This is a genomic window from Rhizobium sp. 9140, from assembly GCF_900067135.1.
GTDB lineage: Bacteria > Pseudomonadota > Alphaproteobacteria > Rhizobiales > Rhizobiaceae > Ferranicluibacter.
This window is the reverse complement of the sequence record NZ_FJUR01000001.1, coordinates 2,170,684-2,186,010: the sequence shown is the minus strand read 5'-3', so window position 1 is coordinate 2,186,010 and position 15,327 is coordinate 2,170,684. Positions and strand designations below refer to the sequence as shown.

Below are 15,327 nucleotides of genomic sequence, written 5' to 3'. Positions count from 1 at the left end.
AAAGTCATGTAACGATATTGGGCGGGATCAGGTGCCGACGCCGATTTCAGCCAGCCGTGTCAGGCAGGCTTCCTCGACATTGCTCATTTCCTCGAGCGTTTCCTCGATGTCGCGGCGCTTCTGGATGAGTTCTGTGCGCTTGTCCTCAAGCCGCTTCATCATCAAGCGGAGTTGCCCGGCCTCGCCCGGCGGCTCCTTGTAGATCTGTATGATTTCCCGGATCTCCGCAATGCTGAAGCCGATCCGCCGTCCGCGCAAAATCTCCTTGATCAGATGCCGGTCCGTCGAGCGGAAAAAGCGCGTTCGACCGCGCCGCTCGGGATGGATCAGCCCTTCGTCCTCATAAAAACGAAGCGTGCGTGTCGAGACACCGAATTCCCGTGTCAGTTCCGTAATGGTATAATACTTGTCCAAACCATGCCTCATCTGCCAGATGGAAATCTTGAGCGACATTTACGTAAAAGTCAATGCGCACGAACAGATCGACATGTATCTGCGAGAACCGCCGCGTCATGCCTCAATCTAGTGAATACCGAACCACCATGAGGCGAGGCCGAGGAACGCGAAGAAGCCGGTGACATCCGTCACGGTCGTCACGAAGACGGCCGAGGACACGGCAGGGTCCGCGCCGAACTTGTCAAGCAGCAGGGGAATGAAGATCCCGGCCAGCGCTGCGGCGATCATGTTGATCAGCATGGCTGTGGCGATGATCCCGCCGATCTCGGGGCTTTGGAACCATGTGCCCGCGGCAAGACCGATGAGGAGGCCGAACAGAGCGCCGTTGATGAGGCCGACGCCTGCCTCGCGCCGGATGACGCGGAAGGCGTTGTGGATGTCGAGATCGCGTGTCGCGAGCGCACGCACCGTCACCGTCATCGTCTGCGAACCCGCATTGCCACCCATGCCGGCGACGATGGGCATGAGAACGGCGAGCGCGACGATATGCTCGATCGCCTTGTCGAAGAGACCGATGACGGAGGCGGCCAGCATGGCCGTGAACAGGTTGACCATCAGCCAGACGACGCGCGAGCGCGACGTATCCAGGACCGTGTCGGACAGTTCTTCGTCACCGACGCCGCCGAGGCGCATGATGTCCTCCTCGGCCTCTTCCTGGATGACGTCGACGACGTCGTCGATGGTCAGCACGCCGACGAGGCGCTGATTCTCATCGACGACGGCGGCCGAAAGCAGGTTGTACTGCTCGAAAACCTGCGCCGCCTCTTCCTGGTCCATCTCGGCCGGCACCGGGTGGTTGGTTTCGCGCATGATCGATTCGATCTTCACCGAGCGCTTGGTGCGCAGGATGCGGTCCAGGTCGATGGTACCGAGCAGGCGAAAGGTCGGGTCGATCACAAAGATCTGGGTGAAGCTTTCGGGAAGCTCCGTGTCCTCGCGCATGTAGTCGATCGTCTGACCGACCGTCCAGAACGGCGGCACCGCGACGAATTCCGTCTGCATGCGCCGGCCGGCGGTCGATTCGGGATAATCGAGCGAGCGGCGCAGACGCACGCGTTCCGTAAAGGGCAGCTTTGCGAGGATCGCTTCCTGATCCTCCTGGTCCATGTCCTCGAGAATGTAGACGGCGTCGTCCGAATCCATCTCGCCGAGCGCCGCGGCGATCTGTTCGTTCGGCAGGTGCTCGACGATATCCATACGGATCGCCTCGTCCACCTCCGTCAGGGCCGAGAGATCGAAATCGTCGCCCAGCAGCGAGACCATGGCGCGGCGCTGTTCGGGATTGATGGCTTCGAGAAGGTCGCCCATTTCGGACGCGTGCAGACGCGCCACGTGCTGGCGAAGATACAGCACATCGCGGTCGGCGATCGCGGCGCCGACATGCATCAGGTAATCGGAGCGGACCGATCCGTCCTCGGCATAGATGTCGGCCCCATCATAGGCATCGTCCGCCTCGAGAACGCGCGTGTCCATGTCGTCGCCGGTGTTGCTCATCTGCCCGCCTCGCGATCGTTCAGCCGTTCCGGGCGCCGGAGCGATGCCCGGGGCTTGAGGGAAGGCTCTGCCAGTGTGTCGATGGTTACAGACCGGAAACCAGGGCCGGCCGCACTCCCTGCTAGACCATGAAAAGGCGTGGGTCTACCGAAGATGACGCGCATGCGCGCCATATCGGACAGATTTGTTCAAGCTGTTGCAAGACCTCACAAATCACCTCCGAATTTGCCTTCGCGTCTTCACAGGGCGAGGATGTCGATACGCACCGGGCACCCCGGTGATATAGGGACGAGTGGAAGCCGGCACACGTGCCGTATCCTCACGACTCCGGAGCCTTCGCATGACGATCAGACCGATCATCCCCTACCCCGACACCCGACTGAAGACGGCGGCAGAGCCTGTCACCACCTTCGACAGCGACCTCGCCGCGCTCGCCGCAGATCTGCTCGACACCATGCGCGCCGCCCCCGGCATCGGCATCACCGGCCCGCATATCGGCATCCTCAAGGCAATCACCGTCATCGAGACAGATGAGAAGACGGGTCCACGGATCTTCATCAATCCGGAGATCGTCAGCGCCTCCACGGCGACGACGCGCCACATGGAAGGCAGCGTCTCCATGCCGGGCTTCACCGACGAGGTGGAGCGGCCCACAACCGTGATCGTGCGTTATCAAACACTTGAGGGCGTCCGGCGCGAGGAGGAAGCGCAAGGTCTGCTCTCCGTCTGCCTGCAGCACGAAATCGACCAGCTCAACGGCCTCTTCTGGCTGCAGCGCCTGTCGCGACTGAAGCGGGAGAGGCTGGTGAAGCGCTATGAGAAGGCTTTGAAGATAGGATGACGGAGGTACCAGCCAATGGCATGATTGGGTCTAACCCAATGACAAGACACAAAAAAACCGGCGCAAGCCGGTTTCTTTTTGGTGCGGTCGAGAAGACTCGAACTTCCACGGGTTGCCCCACAGCGACCTCAACGCTGCGCGTCTACCAATTCCGCCACGACCGCATCGTGGTAGATGCCGAATTGCTCCGGCAGGGGTGCGTTTAGCAAAAGGATTTCGGGGGCACAAGGGCGTAATGCGGAAAAGTTGGCGGCGGTGAAAACTATTTCCGAGGTCTGTGGACAGAGCCCGGAAATGCGCCTTTAACCCTTGGTGAACACGCCCCATCTACAGGGCTGATCGGTTAGCCGGATCGCTTTTCGCAAGAGCCGTCGCTGATTTTCACTCCAATGAGCCTGCACGGCATGAGATCGCTTCGCGCCGACCGCAGCATATTCAGGACAGACCATGCAGCGCGACGCTCTCGACAGTCGTTTTCTTGCCGGGGGCGACTGTCCTCCGGTTCGGTGGCGGATCGCGGAGGGCCTGGTGCCCTATGAGGCGGCCGTGGAGACCATGGAGCGCGAGGTAGCGGCCATTGCCTCCGGCGAAGCCGACGAGCTCGTCTGGCTGGTCGAACATCCGCCGCTCTACACCGCCGGCACCAGCGCGGATGCGGTCGATCTGGTGATGCCAGATCGCTTCCCCGTCTACGCGACCGGGCGCGGCGGCGAGTACACCTATCATGGCCCAGGGCAGCGCGTGGTCTATGTCATGCTCGACCTCAAGCGGCGGCGGCAGGACGTACGGGCCTTCGTGGCGGCGCTTGAGGATCTCGTCATCCGCACGCTCTCCAGCATGAACGTCACCGGCGAGCGGCGCGAGGATCGCGTCGGCGTCTGGGTGCGCCGGCCGGAAAAGGTGCCCCTGCCCGATGGCACGCCCGCTGAGGACAAGATCGCGGCGATCGGCATCCGGCTGCGCCGCTGGGTGAGCTTTCACGGCCTGTCGCTGAATGTGGATCCCGACCTCGACCATTTCGGCGGGATCGTACCCTGCGGCATCCGCGGCCATGGTGTGACCAGTCTTGTCGATCTCGGCCTGCCGGTGATGATGGAGGACGCCGACATGCGGCTTCGGGATGCGTTCGAAGCGGTCTTCGGGCCGACGGTTGCGGATGCGGCTGTCAGTGCGCCGGCTGGCGACGCTCCCGCCAGATCATGAAGAGGCCGGACCCGACGATGATGGCGACGCCCAGCCATTTGGAAGCCGTCGGGAACTCGCCGAAGACGAGATAGCCGAGCGCCGTTGCCGCGATGATCTCGAAATAATGCAGCGGCGCCAGCACTGAGGCAGGCGCGGCCTGGAACGCCTTGACCACCATAAGGTGCCCGTAGCCCGAGATCGCGCCGAGCGCGATGACGAGCACCCAGCCGAGCGGCGTGTGTGGCAGCGACGGCACGAAATCCGCAGCCCCCATGCCATGGCCGATGGCAATCGTCGCTATCATGAACAATGTGCCGCCGACACCGGCGAAGGTCTGCATGGCGAGCGGACTGTCGGCAGCGCCGGAGGCACGGTTCATCAGGAGATAGCAGGCGAAGAGAAAGGCGCAGGCGACCGGCATCAGCGCGGTGAGACCAAACACCTGAAAGCTCGGTTGGATGACGATCATTGCGCCGAAAAAGCCGATGCCGATCGCCACCCATCGTCGCCAGCCGACCTTTTCGCCAAGGACCAGCGCCGACAGGCAGGTGAGGATGAACGGCTCGACGAAATAGATCGCGAAGACGTCGGCAAGCGGCATGTATTTGACCGACACAAAGAAGAACAGCGACGCGGCCGCGAGCAGAAGGCCGCGCAGCATGTTGTACCACGGCCTCTGCGGCACGAGGGCCTTTGGGCCGCCGAGCCGAAGCAGCATCGGCAGGGTCGCGACGAGCTGGAAGAAGAAGCGGTAGAACGTCACCTGCGCCGGCGACATGCCGAGTTCGACGGCCATATATTTGGCGATGGCATCCATGCAGGGCAGGATCATCATGGCGGCGAGCAGCAGGAGGACCCCCTGCATGACCGTGGCCGGCAGGACCATTGTGGGTCGAGCGGACGGAGATGGATGTGTCATGCGAATCAGGCTCCAGGTCCGGTGTCGGACGTGCTTATGGCAATGCCCTTGCACGGCTTTCCGCAAGGCGTGTCTCGACAGATAATTGACGCTGCAGGCTCTTTTCTTTCCCTGTCGCGGCTGTAGGCTCAGGCATAAGGAAGGCTCCGTGCATTCGCGGTCAGGAACGCGTTTCAACGGGCTCAACGCGTCGTTCCAAGGTAGTCGGCGCGGTGCCGGAGCACGATCAGGGAGAACGCCATGCGCGTATCGACGGAAGCCATGATGACAATGCTGCGGCAGCCCCGCGACACGGATACGCCCGGTGGGCGGCTCTTCCGCGCACGCGGCGCGCTCAACCTCAGCCTTGCCGATCTCGCGGAACGCCTTGTCGTTTCGCCCGATATGGTTTCGGACTGGGAACGTGACCGGAGCGAGCCGGAGGGCGAAAAGCTGGCGCTGCTCGCCGACCTGCTGGGCGTCACACCGAAATGGCTGATTGCCGGTATCGCCGAACCCTCCGGCGTCATGCTTTCACCATCGGTCGCGCAGTCCCTGCTCGATGAGTTGGCCACCGCCAAGGCGTTGCATGCGCAGACCGGCAAGGCGATAGACGTGCTTGAGACCTCGCTTCGCCGCGTCCTAAAGGGTATCTGAATCGCAAGCCCCGAATCGTGGACTTTGGTCCGCGTGACGCCACGACCAACCAAGACCTTCAAATCCAGGAGACATTTCATGGACGTTCGCGCTGCTGTCGCCGTTCAGGCCGGCAAACCCCTCGAGATCATGACCGTACAACTGGAAGGCCCACGGGCCGGCGAAGTGCTGGTCGAGGTCAAGGCTACCGGCATCTGCCATACGGACGAGTTCACCCTCTCGGGTGCCGATCCGGAAGGCCTGTTTCCCGCCATCCTCGGCCATGAGGGTGCCGGCATCGTGGTCGATGTCGGGCCTGGCGTGACGTCACTGAAGAAGGGCGACCACGTCATTCCGCTCTACACGCCGGAATGCCGCGAATGCTATTCGTGTCTGTCGCGGAAGACGAACCTCTGCACGTCCATCCGCGCAACGCAGGGCCAGGGCCTGATGCCGGACGGCACGTCGCGGTTCTCGATCGGCAAGGACAAGATCTTCCACTACATGGGCTGCTCCACCTTCGCGAACTTCACGGTCCTGCCGGAAATCGCGCTCGCCAAGGTCAACCCGGACGCGCCGTTCGACAAGATCTGCTACATCGGCTGCGGCGTGACGACCGGCATCGGTGCGGTCATCAACACGGCGAAGGTCGAGATCGGCTCGACCGCCATCGTCTTCGGCCTCGGCGGCATCGGCCTCAACGTGCTGCAGGGCCTGCGTCTGGCCGGCGCGGACATGATCATCGGCGTCGACATCAACAACGACCGCAAGGCCTGGGGCGAAAAGTTCGGCATGACGCATTTCGTCAATCCGAAGGACGTCGGCGACGACATCGTGCCCTATCTGGTCAACCTGACGAAGCGCAACGGCGACACGATCGGCGGCGCCGATTACACCTTCGACTGCACCGGCAACACCAAGGTCATGCGACAGGCGCTCGAATCGTCGCATCGCGGCTGGGGCAAGTCCATCATCATCGGCGTCGCCGGCGCGGGCCAGGAAATCTCCACCCGCCCTTTCCAGCTGGTGACCGGCCGGAACTGGATGGGCACCGCCTTTGGCGGCGCGCGCGGCCGCACGGACGTGCCGAAGATCGTCGAATGGTACATGGAGGGCAAGATCCAGATCGACCCGATGATCACCCACACGATGCCGCTCGAGGACATCAACAAGGGCTTCGACCTGATGCATTCGGGCGAAAGCATCCGCGGCGTCGTGGTCTACTGATGTCAAAGCCCGCCTACAGGGTCGATCTGCGGACGATGGATGCCTTGTCCGCAGCCGACCTTTACGCCCTGCTGAAGATGCGCGTCGATGTGTTCGTCGTGGAGCAGGAATGCCCCTACCCGGAACTCGACGGCAAGGATCCGGCCGCTTTGCACCTGCGGCTGATCGAGGGCGACGCGCTCGTCGCGTCCGCCCGGCTCGTCAAGCCTAGGCAGCCGGGCGATCCGGCCCGCATCGGCCGCGTCGTCGTGTCGCCGGAGCATCGCGGGAAGCGGCTCGGAGACGCCTTGATGCGCGAAGCGGTGTCTGCCTGCGAGCGCGTATTTCCGGGCGTGCCAATCGCGCTTTCGGCGCAGAGTCATCTGCACGCGTTCTACACCGGTTTCGGCTTCGTCGTAACATCCGACGAATATCTTGAAGACGGCATTCCGCATGTGGATATGCTGCGGCCCGCCTCACACCGATCCACGGACATCTCATGATCTACGTCGATGCCGATGCCTGCCCCGTCAAGCCCGAGATCCTCAAGGTCGCCGAGCGGCACGCCCTGCCGGTTACGCTGGTCGCCAATTCCGGGCTGCGGCCATCGCGCGATCCGATGGTGACGCATGTCATCGTGTCGTCCGGCTTCGACGCGGCCGACGACTGGATCGCGGAACGCGCAGGCCCGGGCGATGTCGTCATCACGGCCGACGTACCGCTGGCCGGGCGCTGCGTTGCCAAGGGCGCGCTGGTGACCGGGCCGACGGGCCGCGTCTTCGATGTCGCGAATATCGGCATGGCAACCGCCATGCGGGATCTCGGCGCGCATCTTCGCGAGACCGGCGAGAGCCGCGGCTTCAATGCCGCCTTCACGGCGCGAGACCGCTCGGCCTTTCTCGAAACGCTCGACCGGCTCTGCCGGCGGGCAAAGCAGGTCTGAGGTGATGGCGCGCGCAGACAGCGGTCTCGTTCCCCGGCGGCACCTGCCCTTCGCGCTGGGCGCAGTCGTCGCCGCCCTGTCGCTGCCGGTCGGCTTCATCGAGAGCGAGCGATTCGCGATAGAACTTGCCGCCGTTCTCTTCTTTCTCGTCTACCTCGTGATGATCGCAATCCGTATTCCCAAGCTCAGCGGCGCCTATCTCAAGGAGAACGCTGCCGGCACGGACGAGCCGGAGATCGTCATCCTCGGCGTCACGCTCGCCGCCGTCGTCATCTGCCTCGTCTCCCTGTTTCAGGCGTTGAACGAGAAGGACGGGGCGCCCCTTCCCGAGCAGATCCTCGCCTTCGCCTCGGTGGCGCTCGGCTGGATGACGGTGCATACGATGGCGGCCATTCATTATGCGCACCGCTACTGGAGCCCGGAGCTTTCCGATGTCAGTGCAGGGGAGGACGGCGATTGTCGCGGGCTCGATTTTCCGGGCACGGACATGCCGGGGATTTTCGATTTCCTCTATTTCTCCTTTGTCATCGGCATGACGGCGCAGACGTCCGATGTCGCGATCAACACGACGGCGATGCGCAAGATCAACCTGCTGCACGCCATCGTCTCCTACTTCTTCAACACCGTGCTCATCGCCGTAGCGGTCAATGCCGCGGTCGCCCTGCTTTGACGCATCTTCCGGTTTGCCCCAAGGGAGTCTCCCATGAAAGTCCTGTCCCAGAACGTCGCCTTCGGTGGCATGCAAGGCGTCTATTCGCATCGCTCGGAAGCCTGCGACTGCGATATGACCTTTGCCGTCTTCGTACCGCCGCAGGCGGTCAGCCAGCCCTGCCCGGTCGTCTGGTACCTCTCCGGCCTGACCTGCAGCCATGCCAACGTGATGGATAAGGGCGAGTACCGGCGACTGGCGGCCGAACTCGGCCTCATCATCGTCTGCCCGGACACCAGCCCGCGTGGCGACGACGTCGCGGACGAAGCGGCGAACTGGCAGATGGGCAAGGGCGCCGGCTTCTATCTCGATGCGACGCAGGAACCCTGGGCGCGCCACTATCGCATGGAAACCTATATCACGCAGGAACTGCCGGCGCTGATCGCCTCGCAGTTTCGCGCCGACATGAACCGACAGGCGATCTTTGGCCACTCCATGGGCGGGCATGGTGCGATGACGATCGCTCTCAAAAACCCGGATCGCTTCCGCAGCTGCTCGGCCTTCGCCCCCATCGTCCAGCCCTCCACAGCCGATTGGTCCGTCGGTGCTTTCGAGAAATATCTCGGCGCCGACAAGGCCGCGTGGCGCGCCTACGATGCCTGCGCGCTGGTCGAAGACGGCGCGCGCTTCCCCGAATTCCTGATCGACCAGGGTACGGCCGACGGGTTTCTCGAAAGCGGCCTGCGTCCCTGGTTGTTCGAAACCGTGATCGAAGGCACAGGCATTGCTCTGACGCTGCGTATGCAGGAGCGTTACGACCACTCCTATTACTTCATCTCGACCTTCATGGACGATCACCTGCGGTGGCATGCGGAGCGGCTGGCCTGATGCCGGGGACGACGGCAGTCCTCTCTCCCGCGTCGGTCCATCAGCCCGGAGGATCCGGGCGATGCTGAACGTTCTCCTCGTCGCAGTGGGCGGAGCTCTCGGCTCCGTCCTCCGTTATCTCTGCGGCGTCGCCAGCGTCCGGCTGATGGGTGCCGGCTTTCCTTGGGGCACGCTGTTCGTCAACATCACCGGGTCGTTCCTCATCGGCGTTCTTTCCGAGGTCATCGCCCGGCGTTTCGGTGCCTCGCCGGAGTTGCGCCTCTTCCTCGTCACCGGCGTTCTCGGCGGTTACACCACCTTCTCGGCCTTCTCGCTCGATGCCGCGATGCTTGCCGAACAGGGTCATTTCGGCTCGGCGGTGCTCTATGTTGCCCTCAGCCTCGTGCTTTCCGGCCTCGGCGTCTTTGCAGGTCTGGCCCTGATGCGCGCAATCGTCTAAAGCGGGCGCTTGAAGACGATGATGGATGGCAGGCCTTTGGCCGCCGAGGACGAAAGACCAGGGACATGGCGGGTATCGAGCACAAGACGGTGGAAGCCGACGAAAACGGCATGCGCCTCGATCGCTGGTTCAAGGTGCATTATCCCGGTCTCGGGTTCGGGCCTTTACAGAAGCTGCTCCGCTCCGGTCAGGTTCGCGTGAACGGCGGGCGTGTCAAATCCGACTTCCGCGTGGAAGCGGGTCAGTCCATCCGCATTCCGCCGATGGATGTCGATGAAAACCGCAAGACGGGACCGATCCCGAACCACGATCTGAAGCATTCGTCCGACCACGAGCTTCTCTCCCGCATGCTGCTGCATGAAGATGCCAAGGTGATCGTGCTGAACAAGCCGCCGGGCATCGCCGTGCAGGGCGGCTCCGGCCTCAACCGGCATATCGACCAGATGCTGGAAGCCTGGACGAGCCCGAAGGGCGAAAAGCCGCGGCTCGTGCACAGGCTCGACCGCGACACATCAGGTGTTCTGGTCGTTGCCCGTACCCGCGGCGCTGCCCAGAAGCTGACGGCCGCGTTTCGCGAGCGCGACACGAAGAAGACCTACTGGTCGCTGGTCAAGGGCGTTCCGCGCAAGCGCGAGGACAAGGTGTCCAGCTGGCTCGTCAAGGAGCAGACGCCCGATGGCGACCGGATGCGCATCGCTCGCCATGGCGACGACGGTGCGGACCATGCGATTTCCTACTACCGGGTTCTGGAGCAGGCGGGTCAGAACTTTGCCTGGCTGGAGATGGAGCCTTACACCGGCCGAACCCACCAGCTGCGCGTCCACGCCCTCCATATCGGCAATCCCATTATTGGCGACCCCAAGTACTTCGACGACGCTCCCGGCTGGAATTTCCCCAGCGGCGTCCAGAACCGCCTTCACCTTCACGCGCGCAAGATCGACATTCCCCATCCCGATGGCGGACGTCTGACGATCACGGCGCCGATGCCCCAGCATATGGTCCAGACCTGGAACCTCTTCGGTTTCGACATGGCCAATGCCGGAGAGGAATGATGCGACTCGTCCTGTTCGACTGCGACGGCACGCTGGTCGATAGCGCCGGCGTGATCCACGCGACGATGGCGCGAACATTCGAGGCCTTCGGCCTTACGCCGCCGGCACTCGAGGACACGAAATCGATCATCGGCCTGACGCTCGATATCGCGATCTCCCGGCTGACCGGCGAACCGCATGTCAACGACCAGGCACTCGCGATGACCGCGCATTACAAGGACATCTATACGGACGTCCGGGCCTCCGGCATGTCCGAGCTTCCCTTCCCAGGCATCGCCACCATGATGGAAACGCTCTCGCAACGCGACGATCTGGTGATCGGTGCCGTCACAGGCAAATCCCGGCGCGGGCTGGATATCATCCGCACATCACATGGCTTCAATTTCACCGTCTCGCGCACCGCTGACGACTGCCCGTCCAAGCCGCATCCCGCCATGGTGAGCGAATGCTGTGCGGAAGCCGGTTTCGATGCCCGCGCCACGCTTGTCATCGGCGATGCAATTTACGATATGCAAATGGCAAAGAGTGCGGGAGCGACGGCCATCGGCGTTTCCTGGGGCTATGCGCCCACAAGCGCCCTCCTTGCCGCCGGCGCCGACCATATCGTCCAGACGCCGGACGATATTCTTGCCCTGCTGGAGACTGCGCATGTCTGATATCCGCGACGAATTCACGAACACGTTCAGCGATCCTGACCCGGTTCGCCGGGCGCAAATCCAGATGCTGAAGCCTTTGCCGAAGCGTTTCTACAAGGAGGTCTCGATCGGCCGCGGCGAGGGCGACAGTTTCGCGATCCTGCTCGACGGACGCCCGGTTAAGACGCCTGCCAAGCAGGTACTGGCCGTGCCGACCGAGGGACTGGCGGAACTTCTGGTGGCGGAATGGGATGCACAGGTCGAGAATATCGATCCCGGTCTTATGCCGGTCACGCGTCTGGTCAACAGCGCGCTGGATGGCGTGGCGAAGGACATTCGCGGGGTGTTCGAGGACATTTTGAACTTTGCCGGAACCGACATGCTCTGCTACCGCGCCGACCAGCCGGAAGGGCTCGTGGGCCGCCAGCAGGCGCAATGGGATCCCATCCTCGCCTGGATGTCGGAAACGTTCGGCGCTCGTTTCATCCTTGCAGAAGGCGTCATCCACCAGCGCCAGCCACAGGCGGCCATCTCGGCCTTTGCCGAAGCGCTGCGGGCCTATGCGACGCCGCTCGGGCTCTCCGCCATCCACGCCATGACCACACTCACCGGCTCCGCCATCCTGCCGCTCGCCATTGCCGAGCGTCGCCTGAACGTGGATGAGGCCTGGGCGCTCGCCCATCTCGACGAAGACTGGCAGATCGAGCATTGGGGGACGGACGACGAAGCCTTCCAGCGCCGCGAACTTCGCTGGCGCGACATGCAGGCAGCCAATGCCGTGCTCGATTCGCTGCGAACGGCCTGAGACTCAGGCCGTCAGCTTCAGACCGGCGATACCGGCGACGATGAGGCCGATACAGCCGAGCCGAAGTGCCGTTGCGGGCTCTGCAAACAGGACGATACCGAGAATGACGGTTCCAACCGTGCCGATGCCGGTCCAGATCGCATAGGCGGTTCCAAGCGGCAAAGTGCGCAACGCCATGCCAAGGAGCGCGATGCTCGCCACCATGGCGGCAATGGTCAGGATGGTGGGAAGCGGCTTCGAGAAGCCCTCGGTATACTTAAGGCCGATGGCCCAACCGATTTCGAACAGTCCGGCGAGAAAAAGCAGAAACCAAGACATGGAGATCACTCCGGTGAGGAGCGAGGCCGTCCCCGCATTGGTTTGATCTCGCGGTCGTCCGCTGCGCACTTTATGCCATATCCTGCGAGATTGCGCAATCTTCAGCGGTCGCCGCCCCTCTCCTTGCGCAGCTTATCCCACCATTCCAGCCGCTTGCGGATGTCGCGCTCGAAACCGCGCTCGGGCGGATCGTAAAATGTCTGGCGCCCCATCTTCTCAGGAAAATAATCCTGACCGGAGAACGCGTCGGGCTCGTCATGATCGTAGCGGTAGCCATCTCCGTAACCCTCGCCCTTCATGAGCTTGGTCGGGGCGTTGAGAATATGCTTGGGCGGCAGCAGCGAGCCGTTCTGCTTGGCCGCCCGCATCGCCGCCTTGTAGGCCGTGTAGATGGCATTCGATTTCGGCGCCGTCGCAAGATAAACGCAGGCCTGCGCCAGCGCCAGTTCACCCTCCGGCGAACCAAGATAGTCATAGGCATCCTTGGCGGCATTGCAGACCACGAGCGCCTGCGGATCGGCCAGACCGATATCCTCGACAGCCATACGCACCAGACGTCGACCGAGATAGAGCGGGTCCTCCCCGGCATCGAACATGCGGCAGAGGTAGTAGAGCGCCGCGTCCGGGTCCGAGCCGCGTACGGCCTTGTGAAGCGCCGAGATCAGATTGTAGTGACCATCCTGCCCTTTGTCATAGACCGGCGCCCGACGCTGGACCACGTCCTGCAGTCCGGCAACGTCGAAAGTCTCGCCCTTCCGCGCAGCGCGCCAGACCTCTTCGGCCAGCGTCAGCGCCGCGCGCCCATCGCCATCCGCCATCCGGATCAGGCTGGCCCGCGCGTCCCTGTCGAGCGGCAACGGTTTGCCCTCAGTCGCCTCTGCGCGGCCCAAGAGTTCCGCCAGGCTGTCCTGATCATGGGAGCGGAACGTCAGCACGCGGGCGCGTGACAGGAGAGCCGCGTTGAGCTCAAAGGACGGGTTCTCCGTGGTGGCGCCGACAAGAATGATGGTGCCGTCTTCCATGACCGGCAGGAAGCTATCCTGCTGCGCGCGATTGAACCGATGGATCTCGTCCACGAAGAGCAGGGTCTGACGGCCGGACATGCGGCGGGCGCGGGCCGTCTCGAAAACCTTCTTCAGATCGGCCACGCCGGAAAAGATCGCCGAAATCTGCTCGAAAGCCAGCCCCGTCTCGCCGGAAAGAAGCCGGGCAACGGTCGTCTTGCCCGTGCCCGGCGGACCCCAGAAGATCATCGAGCCGAGGGAGCCCGAATCGATCATGCGCTGCAGCGCGCCGTCTTCCCCGGTCAGATGGGTTTGACCCGTGACGTCGGCCAAAGTTTGCGGTCGCAGTCGGTCTGCCAGCGGCCGCTTCGCCTGCATTCCCTCCGGCTCATGCGGCGCGAACAGATCGCTCATCGGAAGAACTGACGAATCCGCTGCCCATCGCGCAGGATCTCGACCCGCCAGAATGCCGGATCATCCGCCGTCGCCTTCACCAACGTCTCGGTCTTGTCGATCGGCACGCCATTGACGGCAAGGATGATGTCTTTCGGCGCGAAGCCGACACGAGCGGCGGGCGAACCCCGATTAATCGCCGTGATCACGACGCCTTCCGACGTCGCCGGCATGCGGAGCTCATCGGCAAGACGTGGCGAGAGGTTTCCGACGACGGCGCCGGCAAACGGCGTGCGGCCCTCGATTAGCCTCTCATCACGCGGTGCCGTCTCCGGCGCCCGCTCGAGCCGGAGCATGACGTCGCGCACCTTGCCGTTATCGGCGACGCTCAATCGCGCATCCTTGCCGATGCCAACGGTGGTCAGGCGATAGCCGAGTGCGTCAGGATGTTCGACCGGAATGCCGTTGACGGCGGTGACGACCTCGCCGGGGCGGATGCCGGCCTTCTCGGCCGGGCCGCCTTCAATGACGGAACTGACGAGAGCACCGCGCGCGCGATCGAGACCGAGCGCGTCGGCGACTTCCGATGTTACGGGCTCGAAGCTCGCGCCGATGAAGGGCCGCACGAAGCTCCCGGTTCCACCCTTTGCCGATTCAATGAAAACCTTGACCAGATTGGCAGGAATGGCGAAGCCGACGCCATTCGATCCACCACCGCGCGAGAAGATGGCGGTGTTGATGCCGATGAGTTCGCCCTTCATGTCGATCAGGCCACCACCTGAGTTCCCCGGATTGATCGCTGCGTCCGTCTGGATGAAGAAGCCGAAGTCGCTGCCCGGCGTCACCTGGTTGCGCGCAAGCGCAGACACGATACCGCTCGTCACCGTCTGCCCGACGCCGAAGGGGTTGCCAATCGCGAGCACAAGATCGCCCACCTCCACGCTATCCGAATCACCGAGCGGAATCGTCTGGAACGGAACATTTCCTTCAATCTTCAGCACAGCGAGATCCAGACGGTCGTCCTTCAGCACGACCTTGGATTCGAACTCACGGCCATCCGCCAGCGCAACCTTGATATCGTCAGCGCCCTCGATGACGTGATTGTTGGTGACAACGATGCCATCTGCCCCGACGATCACACCGGACCCCAGCGACGACTGCTTCTCGGAGCGGTTCGGCATGCGCTGGCCGAAGAACTGCTGCAGGAAGGGGTCGTCGGCCAGTGGAGACCGGCTCTCGACCAGCTTCTCGGCATAGACGTTCACAACGGCATTCGCCGTCTGCTTGACGAGCGGCGAGAACGACATCTGCATATCCGCCCGGCTTTCGGGGACCGCCTTCGTCATCCCGTCCGTGGCCGTGCTGGTGGCAGCTACCGGCGTCGTGACCGCACTGGTCTCCACCTGATCCACCGTTGGATAGGACACGCTAAGATCGGTCGGCGCCACAAAATGCGCAAGGAACATGATGATGACGAGGCCGGCG

The 15,327-nt window shown here is 63.2% G+C and carries 18 protein-coding genes and 1 tRNA gene; 12 read left to right on the top strand and 7 right to left on the bottom strand.

Features of this window, described 5'->3' with window-relative positions; translation table 11 throughout:
• Positions 1-27: 27 nt before the first annotated feature.
• On the bottom strand, positions 28-414 hold the full coding sequence (locus GA0004734_RS10295; protein ID WP_092936147.1) for a MerR family transcriptional regulator: 387 nt from the start codon (positions 412-414) through the stop codon (positions 28-30).
• 108 nt (positions 415-522) lie between these two features.
• Positions 523-1,950, bottom strand: coding sequence for a magnesium transporter (gene mgtE, locus GA0004734_RS10290; RefSeq protein WP_092933450.1), 1,428 nt, complete (start codon positions 1,948-1,950; stop codon positions 523-525).
• 340 nt (positions 1,951-2,290) lie between these two features.
• Here mgtE and GA0004734_RS10285 point away from each other — a divergent pair, with 340 nt between their 5' ends.
• The gene (locus GA0004734_RS10285) at positions 2,291-2,791 is read left to right on the top strand and encodes a peptide deformylase (protein WP_092933448.1); all 501 of its coding nucleotides are present in this window, start codon (positions 2,291-2,293) and stop codon (positions 2,789-2,791) included.
• A 79-nt stretch (positions 2,792-2,870) separates the two neighbouring features.
• Here GA0004734_RS10285 and GA0004734_RS10280 read toward each other — a convergent pair.
• Positions 2,871-2,955: transfer RNA gene (locus tag GA0004734_RS10280), tRNA-Leu, on the bottom strand.
• Positions 2,956-3,238: 283 nt separating this feature from the next.
• On the opposite strand from GA0004734_RS10280, the gene lipB reads away from it, so the two are divergent.
• A complete protein-coding gene (gene lipB / locus GA0004734_RS10275) occupies positions 3,239-3,994 on the top strand; it encodes a lipoyl(octanoyl) transferase LipB (protein ID WP_092933446.1) in 756 nt (251 codons plus the stop codon).
• On the opposite strand, the gene GA0004734_RS10270 is transcribed toward lipB, so the two are convergent.
• Complete coding sequence (locus tag GA0004734_RS10270; RefSeq protein ID WP_092936145.1) at positions 3,957-4,841, bottom strand: DMT family transporter; 885 nt, start codon at positions 4,839-4,841, stop codon at positions 3,957-3,959. The genes lipB and GA0004734_RS10270 overlap by 38 nt on opposite strands.
• 294 nt (positions 4,842-5,135) lie before the next feature.
• Between GA0004734_RS10270 and GA0004734_RS10265 the strand changes: the two genes are divergently transcribed.
• The 10 genes from GA0004734_RS10265 (at position 5,136) to GA0004734_RS10220 (ending at position 12,127) form a co-directional block, all read left to right on the top strand.
• The gene (locus GA0004734_RS10265; RefSeq protein ID WP_092933444.1) at positions 5,136-5,531 is read left to right on the top strand and encodes a helix-turn-helix domain-containing protein; all 396 of its coding nucleotides are present in this window, start codon (positions 5,136-5,138) and stop codon (positions 5,529-5,531) included.
• A 78-nt stretch (positions 5,532-5,609) separates the two neighbouring features.
• Positions 5,610-6,737: an S-(hydroxymethyl)glutathione dehydrogenase/class III alcohol dehydrogenase gene (locus GA0004734_RS10260; protein WP_092933443.1), complete on the top strand. Its 1,128-nt coding sequence runs from the start codon at positions 5,610-5,612 to the stop codon at positions 6,735-6,737.
• Complete coding sequence (locus GA0004734_RS10255) at positions 6,737-7,219, top strand: GNAT family N-acetyltransferase (RefSeq protein WP_092933441.1); 483 nt, start codon at positions 6,737-6,739, stop codon at positions 7,217-7,219. Before GA0004734_RS10260 ends, GA0004734_RS10255 begins: the two co-directional genes overlap by 1 nt.
• Complete coding sequence (locus GA0004734_RS10250) at positions 7,216-7,659, top strand: YaiI/YqxD family protein (protein ID WP_092933439.1); 444 nt, start codon at positions 7,216-7,218, stop codon at positions 7,657-7,659. Before GA0004734_RS10255 ends, GA0004734_RS10250 begins: the two co-directional genes overlap by 4 nt.
• A 4-nt stretch (positions 7,660-7,663) precedes the next feature.
• On the top strand, positions 7,664-8,329 hold the full coding sequence (locus GA0004734_RS10245) for a DUF1345 domain-containing protein (RefSeq protein WP_092933437.1): 666 nt from the start codon (positions 7,664-7,666) through the stop codon (positions 8,327-8,329).
• 33 nt (positions 8,330-8,362) lie between these two features.
• Positions 8,363-9,196: an S-formylglutathione hydrolase gene (gene fghA, locus GA0004734_RS10240; RefSeq protein ID WP_092933435.1), complete on the top strand. Its 834-nt coding sequence runs from the start codon at positions 8,363-8,365 to the stop codon at positions 9,194-9,196.
• Positions 9,197-9,257: 61 nt separating this feature from the next.
• On the top strand, positions 9,258-9,635 hold the full coding sequence (crcB, locus tag GA0004734_RS10235) for a fluoride efflux transporter CrcB (protein WP_092933433.1): 378 nt from the start codon (positions 9,258-9,260) through the stop codon (positions 9,633-9,635).
• Between the two features lie 65 nt (positions 9,636-9,700).
• Positions 9,701-10,687, top strand: coding sequence for an RluA family pseudouridine synthase (locus GA0004734_RS10230; protein WP_092933431.1), 987 nt, complete (start codon positions 9,701-9,703; stop codon positions 10,685-10,687).
• On the top strand, positions 10,687-11,343 hold the full coding sequence (locus GA0004734_RS10225; protein ID WP_092933429.1) for an HAD-IA family hydrolase: 657 nt from the start codon (positions 10,687-10,689) through the stop codon (positions 11,341-11,343). Before GA0004734_RS10230 ends, GA0004734_RS10225 begins: the two co-directional genes overlap by 1 nt.
• Positions 11,336-12,127 (top strand): ATP12 family chaperone protein, encoded by a 792-nt coding sequence (locus GA0004734_RS10220; RefSeq protein WP_092933427.1) that lies wholly within the window; start codon positions 11,336-11,338, stop codon positions 12,125-12,127. Before GA0004734_RS10225 ends, GA0004734_RS10220 begins: the two co-directional genes overlap by 8 nt.
• A gap of 3 nt (positions 12,128-12,130) precedes the next feature.
• Here GA0004734_RS10220 and sugE read toward each other — a convergent pair whose 3' ends face one another.
• From sugE to GA0004734_RS10205, 3 genes are all read right to left on the bottom strand, one after another.
• A complete protein-coding gene (gene sugE / locus GA0004734_RS10215; protein WP_092933425.1) occupies positions 12,131-12,445 on the bottom strand; it encodes a quaternary ammonium compound efflux SMR transporter SugE in 315 nt (104 codons plus the stop codon).
• Positions 12,446-12,546: 101 nt separating this feature from the next.
• On the bottom strand, positions 12,547-13,863 hold the full coding sequence (locus GA0004734_RS10210) for a replication-associated recombination protein A (RefSeq protein ID WP_092933423.1): 1,317 nt from the start codon (positions 13,861-13,863) through the stop codon (positions 12,547-12,549).
• Positions 13,860-15,188 carry a DegQ family serine endoprotease gene (locus tag GA0004734_RS10205; RefSeq protein WP_092936143.1) on the bottom strand — a complete coding sequence of 443 codons (1,329 nt, stop codon included), beginning with the start codon at positions 15,186-15,188 and terminating at the stop codon, positions 13,860-13,862. The genes GA0004734_RS10210 and GA0004734_RS10205 overlap by 4 nt, the downstream gene beginning before the upstream one ends.
• Positions 15,189-15,327 lie beyond the last annotated feature (139 nt).

Coding starts and splice junctions, on each gene's coding strand:
- mgtE (WP_092933450.1), bottom strand. CDS start 1,950: ATGAGCAACACCGGCGACGACATGGACACGCGCGTTCTCGAGGCGGAC.
- GA0004734_RS10285 (WP_092933448.1), top strand. CDS start 2,291: ATGACGATCAGACCGATCATCCCCTACCCCGACACCCGACTGAAGACG.
- lipB (WP_092933446.1), top strand. CDS start 3,239: ATGCAGCGCGACGCTCTCGACAGTCGTTTTCTTGCCGGGGGCGACTGT.
- GA0004734_RS10270 (WP_092936145.1), bottom strand. CDS start 4,841: ATGCAGGGGGTCCTCCTGCTGCTCGCCGCCATGATGATCCTGCCCTGC.
- GA0004734_RS10265 (WP_092933444.1), top strand. CDS start 5,136: ATGCGCGTATCGACGGAAGCCATGATGACAATGCTGCGGCAGCCCCGC.
- GA0004734_RS10260 (WP_092933443.1), top strand. CDS start 5,610: ATGGACGTTCGCGCTGCTGTCGCCGTTCAGGCCGGCAAACCCCTCGAG.
- GA0004734_RS10255 (WP_092933441.1), top strand. CDS start 6,737: ATGTCAAAGCCCGCCTACAGGGTCGATCTGCGGACGATGGATGCCTTG.
- GA0004734_RS10250 (WP_092933439.1), top strand. CDS start 7,216: ATGATCTACGTCGATGCCGATGCCTGCCCCGTCAAGCCCGAGATCCTC.
- GA0004734_RS10245 (WP_092933437.1), top strand. CDS start 7,664: ATGGCGCGCGCAGACAGCGGTCTCGTTCCCCGGCGGCACCTGCCCTTC.
- fghA (WP_092933435.1), top strand. CDS start 8,363: ATGAAAGTCCTGTCCCAGAACGTCGCCTTCGGTGGCATGCAAGGCGTC.
- crcB (WP_092933433.1), top strand. CDS start 9,258: ATGCTGAACGTTCTCCTCGTCGCAGTGGGCGGAGCTCTCGGCTCCGTC.
- GA0004734_RS10230 (WP_092933431.1), top strand. CDS start 9,701: ATGGCGGGTATCGAGCACAAGACGGTGGAAGCCGACGAAAACGGCATG.
- GA0004734_RS10225 (WP_092933429.1), top strand. CDS start 10,687: ATGCGACTCGTCCTGTTCGACTGCGACGGCACGCTGGTCGATAGCGCC.
- GA0004734_RS10220 (WP_092933427.1), top strand. CDS start 11,336: ATGTCTGATATCCGCGACGAATTCACGAACACGTTCAGCGATCCTGAC.
- sugE (WP_092933425.1), bottom strand. CDS start 12,445: ATGTCTTGGTTTCTGCTTTTTCTCGCCGGACTGTTCGAAATCGGTTGG.
- GA0004734_RS10210 (WP_092933423.1), bottom strand. CDS start 13,863: ATGAGCGATCTGTTCGCGCCGCATGAGCCGGAGGGAATGCAGGCGAAG.
- GA0004734_RS10205 (WP_092936143.1), bottom strand. CDS start 15,188: ATGACGAAGGCGGTCCCCGAAAGCCGGGCGGATATGCAGATGTCGTTC.